Below are 25081 nucleotides of genomic sequence, written 5' to 3'. Positions count from 1 at the left end.
CGGGGCATCTCCGCCCATTCCACCCTTTCCATGAAAAACGCCGCCCGGATCGGTTCCGGGCGGCGTTTTTTCATATGTCATGGTGCGTTGCGGGACCCGTCATGCCTCGCTGTCCGCAACCGGCTTCTTGCCTTTCACGCGGTTGGCGACCGAAAGCACCGCCACGAAGAAGACCGGCACGAAGATGATCGCGAGTATGGTGCCCGTGATCATGCCGCCGATGACGCCGGTGCCGATGGCGTTCTGGCTGGCGGCGCTCGGGCCGGTGGCGATCGCCAGCGGCAGCACGCCGAGCGTGAAGGCCATCGAGGTCATCAGGATGGGGCGGAAGCGCAGCCGGGCCGCCCCCACCGCCGATTCGATGAGGCTCTTGCCTTCCGCGTGGATGTCCTTGGCGAATTCCACGATCAGGATGGCGTTCTTCGCCGACAGGCCGATGATCGCGATCAGGCCGACCTTGAAGTAGATGTCGTTCGGCATGTCGCGCAGCATCACCGCCGCGATGCAGCCGAGGATGCCGAGCGGCACGACGAGCATCACCGACAGCGGGATCGACCAGCTTTCGTAAAGGGCCGCCAGCAACAGGAAGACGAACAGGATGGAGAGGCCGAACAGCAGCGGCGCCTGCTGGCCGGAAGAAAGCTCTTCCAGCGATTGTCCCGTCCACTCATAGGCAAAGCCTTCCGGAAGCTGCGAAGCGAGCTGTTCCATTTCCGCAATCGCCGCACCGGTGGAATAGCCGGGCGCGGCCTGCCCCGCAAGGCGGACCGAGGGATAGGCATTGTAACCGACCACCTGCGCGGGGCCCCTTTCCCAACTGACCGTCGCGAAGGAGGAGAACGGCACCATGCCACCGTGCGAATTGCGCACGTTGAGGTTCAACAGCCCCTCTGCGTGCATGCGGGCGCTTTCGTCGGCCTGCACCACCACCCTTTGCATGCGGCCTGCATTGGGGAAGTCGTTGACATAGGCCGAGCCGAGGTTCTGCGAGATCGTCGCGGCAATCGCCGCGAAGGTGACGCCGAAGGTGTTGGCCTTCTCGCGATCGATCGTCAGGGACACCTGGGCGGCGGGGGGAAGACCCTCCACGCGCAGGCCCGTCACCACCGCGCTTTGTTCCGCCATCGCCATCAGCTGGTTGGAGGCGGCCTGCAAGGCCTGCTGGCCGTGCCCGGCCCGGTCCTGCAACCGGAAACTGAAACCACTGGCCGTGCCGAAGCCCTGGATCGGCGGCGGCGACAGCGCGAAAGCCTGCGCATCCTGAAGGCCGAACAGGCGCATGTTGGCGGCGTTGGCGATGGCCTGAGCCGAGCGCTCGCGATCGCCCCAGTCCTTGAAGGTGACGAACATCAGGCCGGCGTTCGGACCGGTGCCCGAAAAGCTGAAGCCCCGGATGGAGACCATGTTCTCCACCTCATCCATCTCGCGATAAATCGCCTCGGCGGACGCCAGCACCTCCTCGGTGCGGTTGGCGCTGGCGGCGGGCGGCGTCTGGATGTCCGTCAGGATGAAGCCCTGGTCCTCGTTGGGCAGGAAGCTCGACGGCAGCTGGATGAAGCCGAAGGCCGTCGCGCCGCAGATCACCAGATAGACGAGCATCATCGCCCACGGCCGGCGCACGACGCGCGAGACGCCGTTGCCGTAACCCTCCGTCGTCCGGTCGAAGCCGCGGTTGAACCAGCCGAAGAAGCCCCGCTTCTCATGGTGGCCTTCCTTCACCGGCTTCAGGAAGCTGGCACACAGCGCCGGCGTCAGCGTCAGCGCCAGGAAGGCAGAGAACAGGATCGACACCACCATCGTCAGCGAGAACTGGCGATAGATGATACCCGTCGAACCGGGGAAGAAGGCCATCGGCATGAAAACGGCGGTCAGAACGAGGGTAATGCCGATGATGGCGCCGGAAATCTGGCCCATCGCCTTTACCGTCGCGGGCTTCGGCGCCAGTCCTTCCTGCGCCATGATGCGCTCGACATTCTCGACCACGACGATGGCGTCGTCGACGAGGATGCCGATGGCCAGCACCATCGCGAACATGGTGAGCACGTTGATGGAAAAGCCCGCCGCCAGCATCACCGCCAGCGTGCCGAGCAGAGCGATCGGCACGACGATGGTCGGAATGACGGTGTAGCGGAAGTTCTGGAGGAACAGGAACATCACGATGAAGACCAGTGCCACGGCTTCCAGAAGCGTGTGCAGCACCTTCTCGATCGACGCCTGGACGAAGGGCGAGGTGTCGTAGGGAATCGCATAGGTGATGCCGTCCGGGAAGAAGCCGGCAAGCTCCTCCATCCGCTCCTGGATCGCCTGCGACGTCGCCAGCGCGTTGCCGTCGGAGGAAAGCTGGACGCCGAGCGCCGCCGCCGGCTGGCCGTTCAGCCGCGAGGCGAAGCTGTAGTTCTCGGAGCCGATCTCGACGCGCCCGACATCCTTGAGGAGCACGGTCGAGCCATCGGCATTGGCCCTGAGGATGATATTCTCGAACTCCTCGGTATTGCTGAGCTGGCCCTTGACCATCACGGTCGCCGTCAACTGCTGCTCGATGGGGTTCGGGGCGGCGCCGACGCTGCCCGCGGCGACCTGGGCGTTCTGCGCCCTGATCGCCGACACCACGTCGTCGGCCGAGAGATTGAGCCCGGTCAGCTTGTCGGGATCGAGCCACACGCGCATGGCACGCGCCGCGCTGAAGACCTGCGCCTGGCCGACGCCGTCGATGCGGCGGATCTCACCCGCCACGTTGCGGTTGAGATAGTCGCCGAGCGCCGTCGCGTCGAAGCTGCCGTCGCTCGAGATCAGCGCCACCACCATGAGGAAGCCGCTGCCGGCCGCCCTCACCTCGATGCCCTGGTCGATCACGCTCTGGGGAAGACGCGGCTCGACGCGGGCAACCGCGTTCTGCACGTCGACCTGTGCCGTGCCGATCACCGTTCCCGGCGCGAAGGTCGCCGTGATCGAGATGCGGCCGGACGTGTCGGAGGTGGATTCGAAATAGCGGATACCGTCGACGCCGTTCAGCTCCTCCTCGATCGGCTGGGCGACGCTCTGGTACATTTCCTCGGGGGAGGCCCCGGTAAAGGTCGCGGAAATCTGGATCTGCGGCGGTGCTACCTGCGGATATTGCGCAATCGGCAGAAAGGGGATCGCCATGATCCCCGCAATGGCGATGAAGATGGCGAGAACCCAGGCGAAGACCGGGCGATGAATGAAGAACTGAGCCATATGCCGGGGGCCCCTCAGTTGCCGGAATTGTCAGCGGCGCCGGCATCCGCCGGAGACCAGGGCTGCGGATCGACCTTCGCGTCGGGGAACAGCTTCTGCGCCCCGATCACGACGACCTTTTCGCCCGGCTCGAGGCCGCTGTCGACCAGCCAGCGCGTGTCGATCGTCTGGCCGAGCCTTACCGTGCGCAATTCGACGCCGTTGTCGTCGCGCACGACATAGACCTGGGCATTGCCCTGGGCGTCCCTCTGCACCGCCATCTGCGGGATGGCGAGCGCGTTCTGCCGGATGGCCTGCTCGATGCGGATGCGGACATAAAGGCCCGGCAGCAGTTCGCCGTCCGGATTGGGAAACTCACCGCGCAGCGTCACCTGACCCGTGGTCTGGTCGACGGCCGCTTCCGAGAAAAGAAGCCTGCCGGGGTGCTCGTATTGCGCGCCGTCGTCGAAGAAGAGATGCACGCGCGCCTCGTTCGGAGAGGCCGCCGTAAGCTGGCCGGAGGCCATTGCCAGCCGAAGCCGCCGCAGGTCGGCGGAGGACTGGGTGAAGTCGGCATAGACGGGGTCGAGCTGCTGGATCGTCGCCATGTTGTCGGTCTGGGCCGTCACCAGCGCGCCTTCCGTCACCGTGGCGCGGCCGATGATGCCGGTGATCGGCGCCCGGACCTCGGTGTAGTCGAGATTGAGCTGGGCTTCGGCCAGCGTCGCCTCGGCCACCGCCACGTCGGCGTCGGCCTGCGCGGCGGTCGCGACCGCATTGTCCAGCTCGATCTCGGTCGAGATGTTGCGCTCGCGCAATTGCTGCTGGCGCTTCAATTGCGCCTGCGCGTTCAGTTGCGCAGCCTTGGCGCGCGCCAGCGTCGCGTTGGCGCTGGTGACGCGCACGCGGAACTGGGCGGGATCGATGCGGTAGAGCACGTCGCCTTCCCTGACGAGGCTGCCCTGTTCGAACACGCGCTCCACGACGATGCCGGAAACGCGGGGGCGGACTTCGGCAAGGCGGGTCGGGGACACGCGGCCCGGCAACTCATTGATCACCGGCAGCGGCTCCGGCACCAGTTCCAGCACGCTGACCTGCGTGGGCGGCATGTTGCCGGGTGCCTGCGCGAAGGAAGCCGCCGGCACAACGGCCAGCGAGGCGGAGAGAACGGCGATACGGACGCTTCGTGCAATGTGTTCTATCATGGAGATACCTGGCTCTTGCGAGAAAGTTCGGGAGGATTCGACAAAGGGGCCTCAGCGGCGGGCATTAGCGGCTTGCCTGTTCCGAGCAGCTGCCCGATTTCGTTGAGTATTCTTATACGCACATCGCCCTCCAGCGGGCAGAAGGCGAAATGTTCCAGCGCAAAAAGGCCGTGGATCGCCAGAAAGGCGATGAGGGAGGTGTTCGGCGCCGCCGCCTCCGCTTCCACGACCCTCATCTTTTCGAGGAAGGTCTGTTGCAGGAACGTGCGGAAACTCTCGTTTCCCGAAGCGGCAGCCGCCACCAGCATGCCGTTGCACAAATCGTCCTGCGATTCCGGTGACTGGAGATACTCCAGAAGTGCCCGCATCGTCGTGTCGGGACATTGCGCATATCTGCCGCGCAACTGGTCCACGGCTTCATGATGCAGCCGGATGGTGCGCTCCACGAAAGCCGCGAGCAGCCCATCCTTGCTCTTGAAATCATAAAGAACGCTGGCCTTGCCTATCCCGGCAGCCTTCGCAACAGCATCGATGCTCAGCGCGTCGAGACCGCTTTCGCGGATGACGAGGCCGACCGCATCGATGATCTCTTCCTTGTCCGCTCTGCGCTTGCGTCCCATTTATCCCGCACCACAACAAATATCCGAACGCTTGTTCGGATATTTGTTGTGGTCTGTCAATCCGGTTTCTCCGAAAATTGATCCGGCTTGAACGGGACCGCACTCAAGTATGGCGGCGACAGCGAAAAGACACAAGCCGGTGCAAGCGGCCTCACCCGGCGAAATGCAGGATGTAGAGCTTGCGCGTCGTCTCATGGATGGTCCACTCCCCTTTCCAGCCGAGCGGCAGGACGAGAAGCTCTCCGGGACCGACATCGCGGCTGCGCCCGTCGGTCTCGTGCAGCGACACCCGGCCGGAAACGATATGGCAAATCTCCGAATTGTCGTCGCGCGCGGCGGTGAACCGGCCGGGCGTGCATTCCCAGACGCCCACTTCGACACGCCCGTCCGCAGACGACCAGAGCGTCCTGCTCGCCTCCCTCTGGGCGCCGGCGATGGAGGTCGGCTTTGCCGCCGCCTGGCCAAGGTCGATGGCTGCGAGATGGGCGAAGGTCTTGAAGTCGATCATGGAACTGCCTGCAAAATGGGTGGCGGAGGGAATGCGGCTCCGGTCAATGGCCGGTGATGCGGTCGGCGATGGCGGCGAGCCTCGACGTATGCGCAAGACCGGCCTCCTCCCGCCGGTCGGCCATCCGGTAAAGCTGGTACATCGCATGGACGCCGAGCCAGCGCAGCGGCTCGGGTTCCCATTTGCGCACCGAACGGTTGACCCAGGGCAGCCGCGTCAGCTCCGTGTCGCGGCCGAGGACGAGATCGCAAAGCGTCCGGCCGGACAGGTTGGACGTGGAGACACCGAGACCGACATAGCCCCCGGCCCAGCCGATCCCGGTCCCGGCATCGAGGCCGACGGTGGTACACCAGTCGCGCGGCACGCCGAGCACGCCGCACCAGGCATGATCGATGCGCAGGCCCTTCGTCTGCGGCAGAAGCCGGATCAGGATGTCGTGCAGCTGGTCGATCGTCGCCTGCTGCGTCCGGCCGCGAATGTCGGTGCGCGAGCCGAAGCGATAGGGCACGCCGCGACCACCCATTGCGATGCGCCCCTCGCGAGTGCGTTGCGCGTAGCAATAGGCGTGCGCCATGTCGCCGAGAATCTCGTGTCCCTCCCAGCCGATCTCCCGCCATAGCGCCTCGGGAAGTGGCTCGGTGACGATGATGGCGCTGTTGAGGGGCAGCCACAGGCGCTTGTGGCCGGGAATGCCCGCCGTGAAGCCTTCCGTCGCGCGGATGATCACCGGCGCGCGCACGGTGCCGCGATCGGTGGAAACCTTCCCCTTCTCGATCGCCGTCACCGCGGTCTGCTCGTAGATCGGCACCCCCATGCGCTCGACGGTCGCCGCCAGCCCGCGCACCAGCTTGGCCGGCTGGACGCGCGCCTTGCCGCGCATGACCAGGGCGCCTTCGACATTGCGGATGGCGATGCGGGCGCGGGCCTCCTCCGCCCCGATCAGCGCGATCCGTTCGCGGGGAACGTCCCATGACAGGGCCTTCTCGTATTCCGCCTTCGCCCGTTCGAACTGCGGCCCGCTGGTGGCGATGGAGAGATTGTCGACCCTGATGATGTCGGCGTCGATGCCCTCGGCTTCGGTGACGGCGATCACCTCGTCGACTGTCGCCGCCATCGCGCGCTGCATGGCGATGACGCCCGCGCGCGACGAGGTCTTCAGATATTTCTCGCGCGACCAGTCGAACCCGCCCGAAAGCCAGCCGCCGTTGCGCCCCGAGGCTCCGAAACCGGCAAACTCCTTCTCGACCACGACAATGCGGATCGAAGGGTCGGCCTTCCTGAGATAATAGGCGGTCCACAGACCGGTGAAGCCGGCGCCGACGATGCAGACATCGGCCTCCACATCGCCGGCAAGCGGTGGCCGATAGTCCGGAACGCCGCCCATGTCGGCATACCAGAAGGAAACGTGTCCGTTGATTTTCGCGTGCATGTGTGAGGGTCCGTCGCTTCGCAATGTCAGGTAAGGGTCAGGTCGGCGCGGTCGTCGTCGGCCAGAAGTTTGATGTCGACGGGCGAAAAGGCGATGTCGACCTCATCGCCGATCGCAAATCCGCCGTCGACGAGCGTGCTGCGGACGATCGCCGCCGAGCCGTCGGCCAGCGATACCTCGTATTTCGAGCCGGAGCCGAGATAGATGACCTCGCCGATCCGCCCGCGCAGCCGGTTGTGGCCCGCGGGAACGGGTTCACCGGAACGAACCAGCACGAGTTTTTCCGGGCGCAGCAGCATGACCGGATCGCCGCCTTTGCCCAGCCGTTTCGGCGCAACCACCCTCTCGCCGGCGACGGTGATCGCGGTTTCCGCCGCCGAGGTCTCCGCCGACCCTCTCAGAATGGTGGATTCGCCGATGAACCTGCCGACGAACAGCGTTTCGGGCTCGTCGTAGAGGCGCCGGCCCGTTCCGATCTGCTCGATGCGTCCCTGGTTGAACACCGCGATCCGGTCGGACAGCACCAGCGCCTCCTCCTGATCGTGCGTGACATAGACGAAGGTGGTGCCGAGTTCGCGGTGGATGCGCTTGATCTCCAGTTGCAGCCATTCCCGCAGCTTCTTGTCGAGGGCCCCCAGCGGCTCGTCCATCAAAAGCAGCGGCGGATCGAAGACGATGGCACGCGCCAGCGCGACGCGCTGCTGCTGGCCGCCGGACAGCTCGCTCGGATAGCGGTGCGCGAAATCGGTCATCTTCACCATGTCGAGGGCACGCTCGACGCGCCTGTCGCGCTCCGCCTTGCCCACCCCGCGCAGGCCGAGCGGATAGGCGACGTTCCTGCCGACGGTCATGTGCGGGAACAGCGCATAGTGCTGGAAGACCACGCCGATGTTGCGTTTGTGCGCCGGCAGGCCGACCACGCTGCGGCCGCCGATGCTCAGTTCGCCGGCGGAAAGCTCCGTGAAGCCGGCGATGGTGTTCAGCGTCGTGGTCTTGCCGGAGCCGCTGGGCCCGAGCAGCGTCATGAACTCGCCGGGCTCGATGTTGAGGTCGACATCGTTGAGCGCGACGAAATTGCCGTAGCGCTTGGTTGCCGAGCGGATGTCGATTGCCGCGCCGCGTCCGCCGGAGGGGGCCATGTCAGTTCCCTTTCTGCCTTGCGCCGAGAAGAAGTCCCGCGGTGATGAGAAGCGTGGTCAGGACGAAGAGCATCGATCCCACCGCCGCCACCGTCGGATCGGCGTCGCGGGTGATGCTCGTGAAGATCTGGACCGGAAGGGTCTTGAGATAGGGGCTGGTGATGAAGAGCGCGACGATGATCTCGTCGAAGGAGGTGACGAAGGCGAAGAGCAGGCCCGACAGCAGGCCCGGCGCGATCAGCGGCAGGGTGATGGTGCGGAAGGTCGTCAGCCGATTGGCGCCGAGGCTGGCCGCCGCGGTCTCCAGGCGCTTGTCGAAGACCTCGAGGCTCGCCGAGACGGCGATCAGCACGAAGGGGATCGCCAGCATGGTGTGGGCCAGCACGAAGCCCGTCAGCGTGCCGACGAGCCGCGCGTCGAGATAGACCGCATAGATGCCGATCGCCAGCACCACGCCCGGAACGACCATCGGCGTGATCAGCATGGCGCGCAGCAATCCGCTGCTTCTGCCGCGCATGCGGTCGATGCCGAAGGCGGCAAGCGTGCCGAGCACGGTCGCCAGCACGGCGACGAGCGCCGCCACCCTGACCGAATTGAAGAGGCTCGTCGACCATTCGGGGTTGGTGAAGAAGTTCACATACCATTGCCAGGAAAAGCCCGACGGCGGAAAGGCCAGCGACTTCCGCTCGTTGAAGGACATCGGCACGACGACCAGCGTCGGGGCGAGAAGCCAGACCACCATCAGCAGGCAGAAAAGACCCAGTATGATGCGGGTGTGACGTTGCATCAGTGCCTCGAAACCTGTTTGTAGCGTTGCCGCATGAGGGGTGCCGCGATTGCCAGCAGGATGAAGGTCGCGACCAGAAGCACGACGCCCATCGCACCGCCCCGGCCCCAGTTGAGCAGGCTGAGCACCTGGTTCTGCACGAGTGTCGACAGCATGGTGCTGCGCGGGCCGCCGAGCAGCGCCGGCGTGATGTAGAAGCCGAGCGAGAGGATGAAGACGATGATCGCGCCGGCATAGACGCCGGGCAGCGACAGGGGCAGATAGACGTCGAGGAAGGCCCTGGACGGCCTTGCCCCGAGGCTGCGCGCCGCCTGGACGAGGCGCAGGTCGATGCCCTTCATCACCGAATAGAGCGGCAGGATCATGAAGGGCATGAGAACCTGCGCCATGCCGATGACCACGCCGGTCTGGGTGCGGATGAGCCGGACCGGCGACAGGGCGAGCGCCTTGAGCATCGAGTTGATGACGCCGGAATCCTGAAGCAGGATCACCCAGGCGAGCGAGCGGATCACGCCGCTCACCCAGAACGGCACCAGCACGCAGAGAATGAGAACCAGCCGGAGGCGCGGGCCGACGGCGGTCATCATATAGGCATAGGGATAGGCGGCAAGCACGCAGACCAGCGTCACCCACGCCGAGATCGAGAAGGTGCGCTGGAGAACGGTCAGGTTGACCGGGGTGCCGAAGAACCAGACATAGTTCTGCAATCCCCATTCGGGCTCCTGGAAACTGCGCAGGACGATGGTCAGAAGCGGATAGCCCATCACGGCGAGCAGCAGGAAGAGTGCCGGAAGCGTCAGCCAGACGGGCCGGTGCAGGACCGTCCGCCCGAAGGCGGGCAGCCGCCGGGCCGGTTCGACGCCGGCCCCGCTTCTGTCGATGGCGGAAGGATCGCTCACGGACGTGGCTCCCGGGAGGCTCAGTTACCCGCCAACAGTTCCGTCCACTTCTCGGAGGCGACCGGGAAGTTCTCGACCCAGAACTTGATGTTCTGCTGGTAGCCCTGCGCGATCCGTTCCTGGCTGTTCGTCATGAAGGCTGCGGTGATCTCGTCGACGTCGGGCTTCGCGTCCATGTGGATCGGCGTGTAGGAGGTTTCCTTGGCGAGGATTTCCTGGGATGCCTTGCCGAGATAGGCGTTGATCAGGGCATGGGCCGCATCCGTGTCCTTGACGCCGACCGGGATCGTCATCTGGTCCATGACGACCAGCCAGTCCTGCCAGACGGGCGTGTATTCGGCGCCGTTGCGGATGGCCGTCATCGCGCGGCCGGTCCACATCATGATCATGTCGGCCTCGCCGGATTCGGCAAGCTGCTGCGATTCGGCACCGGTCTTCCAGTAGATCGTGTCCTCGCCGAGAGCCCTGAACTTTTCGAGACCGCGGTCGATGTCCTCCACCGTCATGTTTTCGACCGAGCCGCCATCGGCAAGGACCGCCTGCTCGACCAGGCCGCCCGTCGGGTCGCCGCTGCCGTCGATGGCGCGCACGCCGGGGAATTTCTCCGTATCGAAGAAGTCCTTCCAGTCCTTCGGCGGGTTGTCCTTGTAGGTTTCGGTCTTGTACATGTAGATCACGCCGTAGTTCATGGCGGGAACGCTGCATTCGCCGACCTGGTTCGGCGGGATGTTCGAGATGTCGAGCTTGCTGAAATCGAGCTTCTGGAACAGCGTGCCGCAATGGACGAAGGGCGGCAGGTCGGCGGTGTCGACCACATCCCAGCTCACATTGCCGGATTCGACCTGCGCCTGGACCTTGGCGATCTCGGTCGGCCCGTCGTTGAGCAGCGTCACGCCCGACTTCTCGACGAATTCCTTCAGCGCCGCGATCTGACCGTCCTGATAAATGCCGCCGAAGGAGACGAAGGTGAGCGTCTTGCCCTTCAGGGAGCCTTCCGCCACCTCGCCGGCGACGGGCTTTTCCTGCGCCGTCACCGGGCCTGCCATCAAAATCGTTGCCATTACGGCGGCAACGCCGAACCGGATTCTTCCCATCATGTCCACTCGTTCCCTTTGTTATCCGAATTTGTTTTATGGCCCGCTGTCTTCCTTCTCCCCGGCCGCGAGCAGCTTCCGGGGGACATACTGGTCGAGTTCGGCGACGCCGCTGGTCGGCGGCGAGATGATCCAGAGGACCTCGGCGCGCTCCGGCCCGATATTCCGGGTCCTGTGCGGGGTCGAGGTCGAATATTCGACACTGTCGCCTTCGCGCAGGATGAAGCGCTCGGTGCCGAGCGTCAGTTCCACCTCGCCGCGGATCACCAGGAACATCTCGTTCGTGCCGCCGTGGACGTAGGCGTCCTCGCCGGTCGATCCGCCGGGCTCGAATTCGCCGCTGTAAACCTCGAACTCCCGGATCGGGCGGCTGGACAGAAGCGTTTTGCGATATCCCTCGCTCGGCGGCAGGGCCGGGCGATCGGCCTTTCTGACGATCTGATGCGTCAGGACCGTCCCGTCCTCGAAAAGATCGGAAATACCGATCCCCAGGGCGGTGGCGATGCGCATCAGGGTACTCGTATTGGCGCCGCTCAGGCCTCTCTCGAGCTGGCTGATAAAGCTGGCGGTGGTGCCCGTCATCTCCCCCAGCTCGCGGAGCGTCAGGCGCCGTGTCGTGCGGAAGGTCTTGATCCGCTGCCCGATTCCCCGGGAATCGCCTGCCTCGTTCTCGCGCTCATCGGTCATGCGGATGCTTTTTCAAACGCGCCTTCCCTGCTCACTTAACAGCGTATTAAGTGAACGCATCCCTGGCAAGCGAATTCGTACATGCGCCCTCAAAGGCCGCAATTGTATCGCGTATGCACGAGAATCTGGGAATGGCCGGGTTCGGCCATCAAGCCCCTGAAACTGTCGCGGATCCACCGCACCGCGACGGCGAGTTCGCCGGCATAGTCGTGCGATATGACGTAGTCCATCACGCCGGTTTCCAGGAGGGTGCGCGAATGGTTCGTCAGCTCGTGGCCGACGAACACCGTTTCGCGGGCCTTTCCGACGCTTTCCAGCGCCTTGGCGATGCCGCGGTTGGCGCCGGCGACATTGTAGATCGCGGCCGGATGACCGTTCGCCTCGATATAGCGGATGACCTGCTCGCAGGTGCTCTCCAGCCTTTCGTCGGAAAGCACGCGCTCCTCGATCTTCAGATAGGGAAAATCGGACCGGAGGACCCTGCGGAAGCCCATCTCCCGCTCCTGCTGGCAGCGGAACGGCACGCTCATGGCAAGCAGGATGCTGTTGCGCTCCTTCGGCAGGGCATGCCCGATCAGCAGGGCCGCGACGCTGCCGGCCGCATATTGATCGTTGCCGACATAGGCGCTGCGCCGTGAACTCGGCAGGTCCGTGGTCAGGCAGACGACCGGGACATCCACGGAGCGCAGCTTGCGGATCGCACGGTTGATCGCGGGATGTTCGCGCGCGACGACGACCACGCCGTCGGCGGCCCCGCCCTCCTGCTCGATCTGGCGGGCGAAGGCCATCGGCTCGACCTCGCTGGTCGTCACGTAGACCCCGTCGACCGCCACGCCCGGAACCGAACGGTTGACCTCCGCCGCGGCCTCGGCCATCGCCGCGTTGAAGGACTCGCCGGAATCGCAATAGAGGCGGATGGTCAGGGGCAGGTCCGCATCGGAACGCTCGCGCGTGAGCTTTTCCAGCGCCCCCAGGACGCGCAACCGGGTTTTTTCGCGCACGCCGCTGCGGCTGTTGAGAACGCGGTCGACCGTTGCCGGCCCGACATTCGCAAGTTCCGCGATCTCCTGAATGGTGGGCCCTTTCCAGGCCTTCGATTTCAGGTGATCGGTCATTCCGGTCTCGAACAATGATGCATATCACATCATCTCCCCATTTTCGCGTGCTCTGCAACACCAGATTGCCGCAACATTTACTGCTCTTTTTGCTTTGCAGCAATTTTTAATGCAAATCACATCAGGAATCTCCTCCGATCGTCATTGAATGATGTGATTTCGATCTGAATAATGAGCACGTCCATTGGAGGAGGATATCATGAAAATTACCCGCAGATTGCTGGCTGCCACCCTTGTTGCTGCCGCCGCGCTGGGCAGCGCGGCCGTGGCGCAGGACAGCGACCAGAAGTACCGTTTCGTCATGGTCTCCCACATCGGGTCCAACGACCCGAACATGAACTGGCTGACCATGTCGCTGGAGGAGTTCGAGAAGAAGTATCCGAACGTCACGACCGAATATATTTCGACCAACAACTATTCCGTTCAGGAGCATGTCCGTCTTCTGGAACAGGCGATCGCCACGCGCCCGGACGGTATCGCCGTTCCGATCGTCAGTTCGGATGCGTTCGAGGGCCCGCTGCGCAGGGCCATCGAGGCCGGCATTCCCGTCGTCGCCTTCAACATTCCCGACGCGCGCCCCGACGACGAGCGCATTCCCTACCTGACCTATGTCGGCGGCGACGAATACCTGACCGGCAAGAGGCTCGGCGAATATGCGCTCGAACAGGCCGAGGCCGGCACGATCCCGAAACCGACCCGGGTGGTCTGTGCCAGCCATGACGCGGCGCATCAGGGCCTGAAGGCGCGCTGCCAGGGCATGCGGGAGGTGATGGAAGCGGCCGGCGCGAAATTCGACGAACTGTTCATCGGCGCCGAGCCGGCGACGGCGCGCAACACGCTGCAATCCTTCCTGCAAGCCAATTCCGACACGAACTATATCTTCACGGTGGCAGGCTGGTCGTCGCCCTGGGCCTGGGGCGTGGCGAACGACATGGGCCTCGACCCGGACGTGGACGACAAGGGCGTGACGGTGCTCACCGTCGATGAAGGCCCGGTCTCGATCGAGGGCGTTCGCGCCGGCCACGTGCTGGCCACCAACAGCCAGGGCTTCTGGCTGCAAGGCTATGTGCCGATGGAATGGCTCTACTGGAACAAGGCGTTCGGATACGCGCCGCAGTCGAGCGTCCTGACGGGTCCCGTCGTCATCAACAAGGACAATGCCGACCAATGGGCCGATCTGGTCCGCGGCGTGTTCGGGGATGCGGCCTACGACGCGCAGAACACCTGGTAAAAGGATCCTCCCGGGTCGGGGCGGTCGGGTATCGCAAAAACCCGGCCGCCTCGCACCCGCTGACGATCCCTGCGGCATTCATCGAATTCAGCGAGCTTCAGAATGGCAATGAAACGGCTTATCCGGGGCCAGAGCTTCGGTGCGACCATCGGCGTCGTCGTGATGCTGACGGCCTTTACCCTGATCGACTTTTCCGGCTGGTGGACCCGGCAGACCCTGTCGAACGTCGCACACTTCACCTCGATCCTCGGCTTCGTGGCGATGGGCCAGGCGCTGGTGATCATGACGCGGGAGATCGACCTCTCCGTCGGCTCGGTCTACGGGCTGGCCGGCGTCGCCTTCATCACGCTCGAACCGACGCTCGGCGTTCCCCTGTCGCTGGTCGCCGGCCTCTGCATCGCGGCGCTTGCCGGCTTCGTCCAGGCGATCGCGGTGGTCAAGGGACAGCTGCCCTCGATGATCGTCACGCTGGGCGGCCTCTTCACAGCACGCGGCATCATCTATGTCTGGACCGGCGGCTCGGTGCACAACTTCTCCGAGGCGGCGCGCAATCATCCCGTCACCCGCGCCCTGGGCGGTGAAATCTTCGGCGTGGAGGCGTCGATCTTCTGGCTGGTCGCCGTCGCCATCGTGCTCAACATCTTTCTGTGGGCCACGCCCTACGGCAACCGTCTTCTCGCCACCGGCGGCAGCCGGGAGAGCGCGGAATCGCGGGGCGTGCGCACCGACCGCATCAAGATCACGGCCTTCGTCCTCTGTTCACTGCTTGCCGGCTTCGCGGGCATCCTGACCCTGTGCGACCGGCCGCAGACCCATGTGACGCTGGGCGACCTGATGGAACTGGAGGCGATTTCCGCCGCGGTGATCGGCGGATGCCTGCTCACCGGCGGACGGGGCTCGCTCGTCGGCGCCATCCTCGGCGCTTTCATCGTGGTGAGCTTCCGCTACGAGCTGATCGCGCTCGGCGCGCCCTCGTCCTGGTTCATCACCTTCGTCGGCATCGTCCTGATCGTGGCGGTAATCTTCAACCGGAAACTCGCCCGCTGGCTCGGGCATAGCGTTTGACGCGGGAGACAGGCCAAATGGCAAACACCCATCCTCTCATCCAGGTCAGGAACCTCGATCTCTATTTCGGCGCCTTCCATGCGCTGAAGAACGTCTCCGTCGATTTCCATGCCGGCGAACTCGTGGGTCTGGTCGGCGACAACGGTGCGGGCAAGACGACGCTCATCCGCGTTCTGTGCGGCATCCACACGCCGACTTCCGGCGAGGTTCATTTCGACGGCAAGAAGGTGGAAAAGTTTCATCCCAAACTCGCCATCGACCAGGGAATGGAGACGATCCAGCAATCGGTCGGGCTTTGCGACAACCTTTCCATCGCCCGCAATTTCTTCCTCGGCCGCGAGCCGGTCCGGCGCATCCTCGGCATTCCCTTCCTCGATTTCGCCCTGATGCGCGACAAGTCCACGCGCGTCATCCGCCAGTTCGGGCTGCGTGACAACGTCTCGGCCGACGACGAGGTGGAGCGCCTTTCAGGCGGCGAGCGCCAGTCGGTCAAGATCGGCCGCGCGGTGGAGTTCAAGAACCGCGTCGTGATCATGGACGAACCCACCAACCACCTGTCGGTGCGCGAACGCGAGCACGTCAACGAACTGGCCGTGCAGCTCAAGGAACAGGGCCTGCTGGTGATCTACATCACCCATGACATCTTCCAGGTCCATAAGCTCGCCGACCGCATCGTCATCATGGAGAACGGCGAGAAGATCGCCGATGCTTCCACCCATACGATGAGCGCCGAAGAGCTGGAGGAGGTAATCCGCCAGGGTGGCCGCGTGGTCGAGAAGCAGGAGGCCGTCTGATGGGTGGTCTTTCGGCAATCAAACCGCTCGTCCGGCGGCATACGGAGATCGGGATATTCCTGATCGCGGTCGCGCTCGTTTTCCTGTTTTCGGCCACATCGGACGGCAAATGGGCCAATGTCTATAACATCGGCACCATCCTTCAGGTGACGGCGACGCTCGGGCTGATGACGCTGGGCGTGGCGCTGGTGATCGGCACGGGCGAAATCGACATTTCGGTCGGCTCCACCTTCGGCATGGGCGCGCTGGTCTATCTGTGGCTCGCCACCCGCATCGATCCCGCCTTCGCCGTCATGGCCGCGACCGCGACGGGCTGCGCCATCGGCTTCTTCAACGGGTTTCTGGTCACGCGCACCGGCACGCCCTCGCTCATCATCACGCTGGGCTCGCTGATGATCTTCCGCGGCATCGCCATCGCGCTCACCGAGGGGTTTTCCTTCTCCATCCCCTATGCGGCACGCAACGGCTGGAGCTTCTCGATCCTCGGTGGCGGCGATTTCCTCGGCTTCAACACGGCCATCTACTGGCTGATCCTGCTGGCGGTCGTGCTCACCGTGGTTCTCAAGGCGACGCCGTTCGGCAACCGGCTGCTCGCCGTGGGCGGATCGGCGGAAAGCGCCCATTCGCGCGGGGTCAGGGTCGACCGGATCAAGCTTTCCGCCTTCGTCATCTGCGGCATGCTGGCCGCCTTCGCCGGCTCGCTCGAAGCCGGAAAGCTCGGCTTCGCCGACGGATCGATGGGCCGGCTGATGGAATTGCAGGCGATCGCCTCCTGCGTGCTCGGCGGCTGCCTGCTCGCCGGCGGGCGCATCTCGCTGGCCGGCGCACTGGCGGGTGCCTTCGTCCTCTCCTCCATCCAGTCCTATCTGGTGGTGATGAGCGTGCGTCCGCAATGGTTCATGCTGTTGCTGGGCATCATCGTCGTTCTTGCCGCCTACGGCGACAGGTCGCTACGCCAGTGGGCGCTGAAACGCTGAGGAAATTGAAATGTCCATAAGATTGGCGATCATCGGCGCCGGCATCATGGGGTCCGACCATGCCCGGATCTTCTCCGGCGACCTGCCGGGTGCCTCCGTGCAGGTCGTCTGCGACGCGTCCGGCGAACGCGCACGGGCGGTGGCGGAGGCATGCGGCGCGGCGGACGTGTCGACCGACCCGCTGGAAACCATAGCCCGGGGCGATGTCGACGCCGTGCTCGTGGCAAGCCCCGACGAGACGCATGCGCCGCTTTCGCTTGCCGCGATCAGGGCCGGCAAGCCGGTACTGTGCGAGAAACCGCTGTCGCAAAGCGGGCGGGAATGCCTCGACGTGATCGAGGCCGAAGTCGCGCGCGGGCGGCAGTTCGTCCAGCTCGGCTTCATGCGCCGTTTCGACCCCTCCTACACGGAGATGAAGGCGGCACTTTCGGACGGCACGCTCGGGCGCGCGATCATGATGCACAATTTCCACCGCAACGTGGAGGCACCGGCGAATTTCACCGGGCAGATGGCGATCACCAATTCCGCGCCGCACGAATTCGACGTGGCCCGCTTCGTGCTCGGCGCCGACTATACCGCGATTTCGGTGTTCCAGCCGGGAGCGGTGGACGGGGCGCAGACCGGGGCGCCGGTGTTCATGGTGCTGGAAACCGACCGCGGCCAGCTCGTCAACATCGAGATCAACAACAATGCCGCCTACGGCTACGACGTGCGCGGCGAACTCATCGGCGAGAAGGGCTCGGTCTTCCTGAACGCGCCCATCCATCTGCGCTACAACATCGCCCTCACCGCGGCCGAACGCTACGCCCCCGACTGGCGCCCGCGCTTTGCCGAAGCCTACCGGCTCCAGAACAGGGCCTTCCTGCACTTCGTCCGCACCGGAAGCTTTCCCGCCATCGCCGCGCATGCCTGGGACGGCTACTGCGCCGCCCGCGTCGCGGAAGCGGGCGTCGAGGCGCTCGCGACCGGCGCGCGGGTCGACATCGCGGTGGCGGAGCGCCCCGCCCTTTATCAGCGATCATAAGAGGATACCGACATGAAACTGGGTTTTGTTTCCGATAGTCTCGGCGGCATGAACTTCGAGGAGGTGCTCGACCAGGCCGCCCGCATGGGCGTTTCCGGCGTCGAGGTGAACACGGGCGGCTGGTCGACCGCGCCGCATTTCGACCTTCAGGCGATGAAATCGAGCGCCGATGCCCGCCGTACCTTCGCCCGGGCCTTCGAGACCCGCGGCCTGGAGGTGATCGCGCTCAACGCCAACGGCAATCCGCTGCATCCGACCGAGCCGCAGCAGGGCGAATGCCTGAAGGACACGATCCGCATCGCCGGCGACATGGGAATCACGACGGTCTGCGCCATGTCCGGCCTGCCCGCCGGCCGCAAGGGCGATCTCATGCCCAACTGGGTCGTCTCCTCCTGGCCGCCGGAAACCCAGGAGATCCTGCGCTACCAGTGGGAGGAGGAACTGTTGCCGTTCTGGACCGGCATCGTCTCGCTGGCCCGGGAATGCGGCGTCGAGCGCATCGCCCTCGAACTGCACGGCAACCAATGCGTCTACAACGTCCCCTCCCTTTTGAAGCTGCGCGCGGCGGTCGGCCCTGTCATCGGCGCGAACCTCGATCCGTCGCACCTGTTCTGGATGGGGGCCGATCCGCTCGTCGCGGCGGAGGCGCTCGGCGACGCCGTTCACCATGTGCATGCCAAGGACACGATGCTGAACGGCCCCGTCCAGGCGACAACCTCGCTGCTCGAAAACGGCTCGCTCATGGATATTGCCGCGCGCAGCTGGTCCTACATCACGCTCGGCTTCGGTCACAGCGAGGAATGGTGGCGGCAGTTCTGCTACCGGCTGAGGATGGCGGGCTATGACGGCTGGCTCTCGGTCGAGCACGAGGACGTGCTCCTCAACAGCCTCGAAGGACTGGAAAAGTCCATCACGCTTCTGAAGGGCGTCCTGCCCGTCGCCCAGAGCGATTACAAGCCCCAGGCCATCTGACGGCCGGGACATACGGGCACGGGTCCTGTTCGGACCTCCGGCAACCGTCCGCAATCCCCCGATCGCGACGGACGGTTGCCAGCCCGGACATTAAAAGCGATATATTCCGGCAGACATATTGATGGGGGTTCGTCATGGCAATTTCGAAGTTGCTGCTGGCTCTGTTCATCGTGTCGGGACTTGCGGCTGCAAGCACCGACGCGCGAACGATCACCGACGCCGCCGGGCGGACGGTGGAGGTGCCGGACAGGGTGGAGCGCGTGCTGGCGGCAGGCCCGCCGGCTTCCGTTCTCGTCTACGTGCTGGCGCCGGACAAACTGGCCGGGTGGGTGCGCCAGCCAGGCGATGCGGAAAAGGCCTATCTTCTCCCATCGGTCCGCGATCTGCCGACCTTCGGGCAACTGACAGGCAGAGGCGGAACGGCGAACATCGAGGCCGTGCTGGCCGCCCGGCCGGATGTCATCATCGACGTCGGCACGGTCAACCCGACCTATGCGTCTCTGGCCGACAAGGTTCAGGAACAGACCGGCATTCCCTATGTGCTGATCGACGGCGGCTTTGCGCGCAGTGCCGAGATCCTTCGCGAGGCCGGCGACATTCTCGGCGTTTCCGGCCGGGCCGAGGAGCTGGCGGCCTATGCAGAAGAGAAGCTGAAGACACTCCGGGACGGGCTGGCTTCCATCCCGGAATCCGCCCGCCCGAAAGTCTATTACGGACGCGGGCCGGAAGGGCTGGAAACAGGCCTTTCCGGCTCGATCAACGTCGAAATCCTCGAAGCCGTCGGCGCCACCAATGTCGCGGCCGCGGCTGGCAAGGGCGGGCTGACGCAGGTGTCGCTCGAACAGGTGCTGTCCTGGAAGCCGGATATCGTTCTTGCCGCATCGCCCCAGTTCGCCGCCCGCGTGAAGACCGATCCGCTCTGGGCCGATCTCGATGCCGTCAGGACCGGAAAAGTCTATGTGGCGCCGGGCATGCCGTTTGGCTGGTTCGATTCGCCACCCGGCATCAACCGGCTGATCGGTCTCGCCTGGCTGGAGACCCTGTTCTATCCCGACACCTTCAGGCTCGATCTCGATTCCGAAATCCGCGACTTCTTCAAGCTGTTCTACCAGGTCGACCTCACCGACCGGCAGGTGGACGACCTGACCAGGGGCAGCGGGCCGACGTGACGAGGCCGGTCGCCAGCGAGAGCGTCACGCGCGGATGGATTTTCATCGGAATCCTCACCGTGCTGGCGTTTGCGACCGCCTCGATGATGGTCGGCAAATATGGCAGCGGGCCGGGTCCGCTGCTTTCGGCCATCGGCGGATTGCTCGGCGGAAAGGCGGACGATCCCCTGCTGGCGACCGTGCTGTGGAATGTCCGGCTGCCGCGCGTGATGGCGGCGTTGATCGTCGGCGCGGCGCTGGCCGCCGCAGGCGCCACGTTTCAGGGGTTGTTCCGCAATCCGCTCGTGTCGCCCGATCTGCTCGGCGTTTCGGTCGGCGCGAGCCTCGGCGCGGTGATGGGCATATTCCTGTCGCTGCCCGTGCTGCTGATCCAGCTTGCCGCCTTTGCCGGCGGGCTGATCGCTGTCTCCATCGTCTATGCAGTCGGCTCCCTCATCCGCCGGCGCGATCCGGTGCTGACCCTCGTTCTGGTCGGCATCGCCATTCAGGCGCTGATCGGGGCGGGCATCTCCCTGATCAAGATCCTCGCCGATCCCTACGACCAGCTTCCGGCGATCACTTACTGGCTGCTGGGCAGCATGACCGCGATGACCCGCTTCGACGTCTTCTCCATCCTGCCGGCGGTGCTGATCGGACTGACGCCGATGGTCCTGCTGCGCTGGCGCATGAACGTTATGACGCTGGGCGAGGACGAGGCGCGGACGCTCGGGGTTGACACGCTCAAGGTCAGGCTCGTTCTCGTTGCCGGCGCGACGCTGGTGACGGCGGCGACCGTTTCCGTCACCGGCATCATCGGCTGGATCGGGCTGATCATTCCCCATGTGGCACGCATGCTGGTGGGGCCGGATTTCCGCCGGCTCCTTCCCGCCTCGATGATGATCGGCGCCGCCTATCTTCTGGTGGTCGACATGCTGGCCCGCAGCATCGCCAGCATCGAGGTACCGCTCGGCATCTTGACGGCGGTGGTCGGCGCACCGTTCTTTCTCTGGCTTCTGGTTTCCGGACGGAGGGGCTGGGAATGAAGCTCGAACTCAGCGCGCTCGGGATCGGCTATGGCCGGAAGACCATCGGCGACAACATATCGCTCTCGCTCGCCGGCGGCGAAGTGCTGGCCTTGCTGGGGCCGAACGGAGCCGGCAAGACGACATTGTTCAAAACGATCCTCGGCCTCCTGCCGATCAGGGCCGGCGAGGTGATCCTCGACGGAAAGCCGCTTGCCGAATGGTCCCGCAGGGAACGGGCGCTGAGGATCGCCTATGTGCCGCAGGCGCACGAGACGAGCTTTCCCTTCACCGTTCGCGACGTCGTGCTGATGGGACGCACGGCCTATATCAGGCCGTTCGCCACGCCGGGCAGGCGGGACCGCGAAATCACGGAAACCGTCATGGAAAGCGTCGGAATCGTGAAACTGGCCGATGCCGTCTACACCGAGATCAGCGGCGGGGAGCGGCAGTTGACCCTGATCGCCCGGGCGCTTGCGCAGCAGGCGAGGATCGTGGTGATGGACGAGCCGGCTTCCAGCCTCGACTATGGCAACCAGATGCGCCTGCTTGCGCAGATCCGGCAACTGGCGCGGGCCGGTCTTTCGGTCGTGCTTTCGACGCACAACCCGGACCATGCGTTTCTGGCGGCCGATCGCGTCGCGCTCCTGAAGGATGGCGGGCTTCACGCCGTCGGAGCACCCGACACGGTTCTGACCCCCGAGGCGATGAAGACGATCTATGGTATCGATGTGGTGATCGGCACGGTCGCCGGCGGCGGAGCACCCGTCTGCTCCCCCCGGCTCGACCGCATGCCGTATCGAGGAGAGACGTGATGGTGCGCGAGAACGAAGTCCGGTTGAACGAAGTCGCCGTCGAGCCGCCTGCCCCGGTCGATGCCGGGCTGGTCTATATCGGCTGCATCCACACCCCGTGGACCTTCCGCATGGAAACGCCCCGGCAGGGCCGTCCCGACGGGCCGCTCTGCACCATCGAGGTCTTCGAGCCGTGGGTGGCGGCGCTGAGGGGCATCGAGGCGTTCGAGCGGCTGGAGGTGCTCTACTGGCTCGACCGCTCGCGCCGCGACCTCGTGCTGCAAAGCCCGGCCTCCAACGGCGAGGTGCATGGCACTTTCTCGATCCGCTCGCCCGTCCGGCCGAACCCCATCGGCACCTCCATCGTCCTGCTGGAAAAGGTGGAGGGCGCGACATTGTTCGTGCGCGGAATGGATTGCCTTGACGGAACGCCGCTCATCGATATCAAGCCGGACCGGACGCTGTTCAAGCCGATCGCACCGCCGCAGAAGGGCGATTTCGAAACCGGACAGGGCGACGCCGTCCATCATTGCCAGAAGGCTTAGCGTTTCATTCAGAAGGTAAGATCATGTTTGCCGCGACGACAATCGAAACCGACGACAAGGCCGCCTTCTATCGCGAACTTACGGCCCAGCTTGGCGGTCTTCTCCACGGCGAGCGCGATTTCATCGCCAACGCCGCCAATTTTTCCGCCCTGGTTTTCGATCTCGTGCCCGACCTGAACTGGGCGGGCTTCTACTTTCTCAGGCAAGAGAACGAACTGGTGCTGGGCCCCTTCCAGGGCAAGGTGGCCTGCGTGCGCATTCCGGTCGGCAAGGGCGTGTGCGGCAGCGCCGCCGCGGAACGGAAAACGCAACTTGTGCCCGATGTTCACGCCTTTCCCGGCCACATCGCCTGCGATGCCGCCTCGCGGTCCGAGCTTGTCATGCCGCTGGTGAAAGACGGAAAAGTGCTCGGCGTTCTCGATCTCGACAGCCCGCTGCCCGGCCGCTTCGATGCCGAGGACCAGGCAGGTTTCGAGGCGCTTGCCGCCCTCTATGTCGCGGCAAGCGATTTCTGAAGGATCAGTCGACGGCGACCATCACGTCCGATGCCTTGACGACCGCATAGGCAGCCCCTCCCACGGCCAGGCCGAGTTCGTCCACCGCCTCGTTGGTGATCGAGGACGTTACGATCACGCCATTGCCGATGTCGATGCGCACATGGGCCGTGGTCGCTCCCTTCGTGACCTCGACAATCTTGCCCTTGAGACGATTGCGGGCACTGATCCTCATGACTCTACTCCTTCACATAGATGGGGCGGACACGAATACAGCATCGTTCCGCGCGACGGAAGGCAAGCCAGACGACCGGTTCCGATTACATGCGCCGGATCGACCCGGAAGAACCCTTATAAACGGCTTTATTGTCTGGAGAGAAATGGTGCCCGGAGAGCGGATTCAAGCCACCGACGCGCGGATTTTCAACAGAACCGGGAAGCGCGGCCCCCAGTTCACAACGCTTCAGCCGGTATGGCCGGGATTGCGTGGAAAACCGCCGGTCTGGTCTTCGTCGGAAATGAAAGAAAATGGATATCTTATCCATCGTTGGATTTCTGAGGCGTAAGAACTTCGCCGAAAAATGACTATGACTTTCTGAGCGAAGTAAGACGTGATCCTTTCACAGGAAAGGTCTAATTTCGTCGACAGGATTAATATGAATTCAACGCATATCCGTCATCATAAAACTGTCCGAGATACTGATGCATGAGGGAGTGAGCGCGTGGCAATAGCAATCATCACCCTTCGCGACCGGGTGCAGCCCATAGCCAGGCAGATGATGGTCGGGCTGGTCGTCGCCTCAGTCATTTTCATCGCATCCCTGTTCGGCATTCTCACCCGCCCCGTGGGGTTTCTTGCTGCCCTGTGGCCGGCCAATGCGATCCTGCTCGGTCTCATGGTGCGAAACCCGGTCATGGCCTCGATATGGGGGTGGTCAGGCGCCTTCCTCGGATACATCGCCGCCGATCTGGCAACAGGTGGCGAAATCGGCATCACCATATGGCTCACCGTCGCCAATATGGCAGGCGCCGTTACCGGCTATCTCTTGTTCCAGTTGCTGCCGGAAGCCGATCGTCGACTCAGCCGGCCTCTTTCCGTGCTCTATCTGTTTGCGATCTGCCTTGTGGCAGCAGCAGTGGCAGCCCTCGTCGGTGCGGGAGCCGCACGCAACGTTTTCGGCAGGAGCTTTCTGACGGGGCTTGAATTCTGGTTCGTTACGGAGCTGGTAAACAACCTCGTGATCCTGCCTGCGATACTCACATTTCCCGCCTCGTCGAAAGGGCGGCAACCTCCTTTCGATCCACTCTGTCCACACCGCAGCTTAGACAAGCTGTCATGGTGGCGGATCGCGCCACTGGGAGCGCTCCTCGCCTCGGTGATCGCAGGGATGTGGATAGGCGGTCCCGGCGCGGTCGCGTTCGCCGTACCGGCGTTGCTATGGTGTGCCCTTACCTATTCCGTGTTCATAACCGCCGTTCTGACCATGTGCTGCTGCGGCTGGCTGCTCGTCGCCATCTCGGCCGGCATCGTCCAGATTCACATGCAGGGCGATATCCTCGCCGCGACATCGTCGCTCAGACTCGGAATCGCCCTTATCGCGTTGGGCCCGCTCACCGCTGCCGGCATCAATTCAGCCCGGACCGAACTGCTTTCCAGACTGGCTCACGCCGCCGATCACGACCACCTGACCGGCGTGCTTGCCAGACGGGCATTTATGGACCGTTCAGCCCGCATCTTCGGTGATCAAACCCAAGGCAACCGCCAGTTGGCCGTGTTGGTGCTCGATATTGACCATTTCAAGCAAGTGAACGACCGATACGGCCATGCGACCGGCGACAGGGTGCTGGTCGCTTTCGCTCGTGCTGTCGCAGACGTGCTGCGCCCCGAGGACATCTTCGGGCGAACCGGAGGTGAAGAATTTGCCGTGGTCCTGCCTCACGCATCCATTGGACAGGCGGAGACGGTCGCGGAGCGCATTCGCGCAGCTGTCGAAAAATCGAGCAACGACGATGGGGATGCTGTCCCGGTAACAGTCAGCATAGGGGCAGCAGCGTCAAGCCAACATCCATCCGCCGATCTTGAATCACTCCTCGCAACGGCTGATCAGGCTCTCTATCGCGCGAAGAGACAGGGAAGAAACCAGGTCGTAGTCGGTTAAACACAGCTCTCTTCCCACCTTGGCTTGGCGATGGCTTCGGTGGCTATCGCCAGCCCCGGGAATCGCCACCCGGCCGCCGATCACGTCTTGGTTTGCCGGAGAGCAGGCGGACAGCTTTCGTCCGGCCGAGGTCGAGACCTGCCATATTTAGAAATCAGCCCATTGACCTTGAAGAACA

Annotated in this window: 24 protein-coding genes; 12 read left to right on the top strand and 12 right to left on the bottom strand. The window is 64.3% G+C overall.

Translation table 11 applies throughout. From position 1 onward, the window contains the following. Nucleotides 1-99: 99 nt before the first annotated feature. From NOF55_RS03070 to NOF55_RS03020, 11 genes are all read right to left on the bottom strand, one after another. The gene (locus tag NOF55_RS03070) at nucleotides 100-3216 is read right to left on the bottom strand and encodes a multidrug efflux RND transporter permease subunit (protein ID WP_306409832.1); all 3117 of its coding nucleotides are present in this window, start codon (nucleotides 3214-3216) and stop codon (nucleotides 100-102) included. Nucleotides 3217-3230: 14 nt separating this feature from the next. Then, complete coding sequence (locus tag NOF55_RS03065; protein ID WP_306409831.1) at nucleotides 3231-4400, bottom strand: efflux RND transporter periplasmic adaptor subunit; 1170 nt, start codon at nucleotides 4398-4400, stop codon at nucleotides 3231-3233. Further along, entirely contained in the window at nucleotides 4397-5020 is a 624-nt protein-coding gene (locus tag NOF55_RS03060; RefSeq protein WP_306409830.1) for a TetR/AcrR family transcriptional regulator, read from the bottom strand. The genes NOF55_RS03065 and NOF55_RS03060 overlap by 4 nt, the downstream gene beginning before the upstream one ends. 151 nt (nucleotides 5021-5171) lie before the next feature. Continuing rightward, nucleotides 5172-5528, bottom strand: a complete 357-nt coding sequence (locus NOF55_RS03055) for a cupin domain-containing protein (protein ID WP_306409829.1) — start codon at nucleotides 5526-5528, stop codon at nucleotides 5172-5174. Nucleotides 5529-5571: 43 nt separating this feature from the next. Beyond that, a complete protein-coding gene (locus tag NOF55_RS03050; RefSeq protein ID WP_306409828.1) occupies nucleotides 5572-6957 on the bottom strand; it encodes an NAD(P)/FAD-dependent oxidoreductase in 1386 nt (461 codons plus the stop codon). A 26-nt stretch (nucleotides 6958-6983) separates the two neighbouring features. Then, nucleotides 6984-8096: an ABC transporter ATP-binding protein gene (locus NOF55_RS03045; protein ID WP_306409827.1), complete on the bottom strand. Its 1113-nt coding sequence runs from the start codon at nucleotides 8094-8096 to the stop codon at nucleotides 6984-6986. Between the two features lies 1 nt (nucleotide 8097). Further along, nucleotides 8098-8883, bottom strand: a complete 786-nt coding sequence (locus NOF55_RS03040; RefSeq protein ID WP_306409826.1) for an ABC transporter permease — start codon at nucleotides 8881-8883, stop codon at nucleotides 8098-8100. Then, nucleotides 8883-9647 (bottom strand): ABC transporter permease, encoded by a 765-nt coding sequence (locus NOF55_RS03035; RefSeq protein ID WP_370868925.1) that lies wholly within the window; start codon nucleotides 9645-9647, stop codon nucleotides 8883-8885. Before NOF55_RS03035 ends, NOF55_RS03040 begins: the two co-directional genes overlap by 1 nt. Nucleotides 9648-9802: 155 nt before the next feature. Continuing rightward, on the bottom strand, nucleotides 9803-10876 hold the full coding sequence (locus NOF55_RS03030; protein ID WP_306410185.1) for an extracellular solute-binding protein: 1074 nt from the start codon (nucleotides 10874-10876) through the stop codon (nucleotides 9803-9805). A 36-nt stretch (nucleotides 10877-10912) separates the two neighbouring features. Beyond that, the gene (locus NOF55_RS03025; RefSeq protein ID WP_306409825.1) at nucleotides 10913-11563 is read right to left on the bottom strand and encodes a helix-turn-helix domain-containing protein; all 651 of its coding nucleotides are present in this window, start codon (nucleotides 11561-11563) and stop codon (nucleotides 10913-10915) included. An 89-nt stretch (nucleotides 11564-11652) separates the two neighbouring features. Beyond that, nucleotides 11653-12678 carry a LacI family DNA-binding transcriptional regulator gene (locus tag NOF55_RS03020; RefSeq protein WP_306409824.1) on the bottom strand — a complete coding sequence of 342 codons (1026 nt, stop codon included), beginning with the start codon at nucleotides 12676-12678 and terminating at the stop codon, nucleotides 11653-11655. Between the two features lie 199 nt (nucleotides 12679-12877). Here NOF55_RS03020 and NOF55_RS03015 point away from each other — a divergent pair, with 199 nt between their 5' ends. From NOF55_RS03015 to msrC, 11 genes are all read left to right on the top strand, one after another. Next, on the top strand, nucleotides 12878-13909 hold the full coding sequence (locus NOF55_RS03015) for a sugar ABC transporter substrate-binding protein (RefSeq protein WP_306409823.1): 1032 nt from the start codon (nucleotides 12878-12880) through the stop codon (nucleotides 13907-13909). 108 nt (nucleotides 13910-14017) lie between these two features. Next, nucleotides 14018-14974 (top strand): ABC transporter permease, encoded by a 957-nt coding sequence (locus tag NOF55_RS03010; protein ID WP_306409822.1) that lies wholly within the window; start codon nucleotides 14018-14020, stop codon nucleotides 14972-14974. Nucleotides 14975-14991: 17 nt separating this feature from the next. Next, entirely contained in the window at nucleotides 14992-15768 is a 777-nt protein-coding gene (locus NOF55_RS03005; protein WP_306409821.1) for an ATP-binding cassette domain-containing protein, read from the top strand. After that, nucleotides 15768-16745 carry an ABC transporter permease gene (locus NOF55_RS03000; RefSeq protein ID WP_306409820.1) on the top strand — a complete coding sequence of 326 codons (978 nt, stop codon included), beginning with the start codon at nucleotides 15768-15770 and terminating at the stop codon, nucleotides 16743-16745. Before NOF55_RS03005 ends, NOF55_RS03000 begins: the two co-directional genes overlap by 1 nt. Before the next feature lie 10 nt (nucleotides 16746-16755). After that, nucleotides 16756-17769: a Gfo/Idh/MocA family oxidoreductase gene (locus NOF55_RS02995; RefSeq protein ID WP_306409819.1), complete on the top strand. Its 1014-nt coding sequence runs from the start codon at nucleotides 16756-16758 to the stop codon at nucleotides 17767-17769. Nucleotides 17770-17781: 12 nt separating this feature from the next. Next, nucleotides 17782-18741, top strand: a complete 960-nt coding sequence (locus tag NOF55_RS02990) for a sugar phosphate isomerase/epimerase family protein (RefSeq protein ID WP_306409818.1) — start codon at nucleotides 17782-17784, stop codon at nucleotides 18739-18741. Nucleotides 18742-18875: 134 nt separating this feature from the next. Then, nucleotides 18876-19910 carry an iron ABC transporter substrate-binding protein gene (locus tag NOF55_RS02985; protein WP_306409817.1) on the top strand — a complete coding sequence of 345 codons (1035 nt, stop codon included), beginning with the start codon at nucleotides 18876-18878 and terminating at the stop codon, nucleotides 19908-19910. Continuing rightward, nucleotides 19907-20932, top strand: a complete 1026-nt coding sequence (locus NOF55_RS02980; RefSeq protein WP_370868883.1) for a FecCD family ABC transporter permease — start codon at nucleotides 19907-19909, stop codon at nucleotides 20930-20932. The genes NOF55_RS02985 and NOF55_RS02980 overlap by 4 nt, the downstream gene beginning before the upstream one ends. After that, complete coding sequence (locus tag NOF55_RS02975) at nucleotides 20929-21726, top strand: ABC transporter ATP-binding protein (RefSeq protein ID WP_306409816.1); 798 nt, start codon at nucleotides 20929-20931, stop codon at nucleotides 21724-21726. The genes NOF55_RS02980 and NOF55_RS02975 overlap by 4 nt, the downstream gene beginning before the upstream one ends. Next, on the top strand, nucleotides 21726-22250 hold the full coding sequence (gene tsaA, locus NOF55_RS02970; RefSeq protein WP_306409815.1) for a tRNA (N6-threonylcarbamoyladenosine(37)-N6)-methyltransferase TrmO: 525 nt from the start codon (nucleotides 21726-21728) through the stop codon (nucleotides 22248-22250). The genes NOF55_RS02975 and tsaA overlap by 1 nt, the downstream gene beginning before the upstream one ends. A 23-nt stretch (nucleotides 22251-22273) precedes the next feature. Beyond that, nucleotides 22274-22765 (top strand): free L-methionine (R)-S-oxide reductase MsrC, encoded by a 492-nt coding sequence (msrC, locus tag NOF55_RS02965; RefSeq protein WP_306409814.1) that lies wholly within the window; start codon nucleotides 22274-22276, stop codon nucleotides 22763-22765. 4 nt (nucleotides 22766-22769) lie between these two features. On the opposite strand, the gene NOF55_RS02960 is transcribed toward msrC, so the two are convergent. After that, nucleotides 22770-22979: a TOBE domain-containing protein gene (locus NOF55_RS02960; protein ID WP_306409813.1), complete on the bottom strand. Its 210-nt coding sequence runs from the start codon at nucleotides 22977-22979 to the stop codon at nucleotides 22770-22772. A gap of 487 nt (nucleotides 22980-23466) precedes the next feature. Here NOF55_RS02960 and NOF55_RS02955 point away from each other — a divergent pair, with 487 nt between their 5' ends. Next, complete coding sequence (locus tag NOF55_RS02955; RefSeq protein ID WP_306409812.1) at nucleotides 23467-24903, top strand: sensor domain-containing diguanylate cyclase; 1437 nt, start codon at nucleotides 23467-23469, stop codon at nucleotides 24901-24903. The last annotated feature ends 178 nt before the right edge of the window (nucleotides 24904-25081 follow it).

Source organism: Ectorhizobium quercum (assembly GCF_026552795.1).
Classification (GTDB): Bacteria; Pseudomonadota; Alphaproteobacteria; order Rhizobiales; family Rhizobiaceae; genus Ectorhizobium; species Ectorhizobium quercum.
The sequence above is the reverse complement of the archived record's forward strand: the minus strand, read 5'-3'. Positions and strand labels throughout refer to the sequence as shown.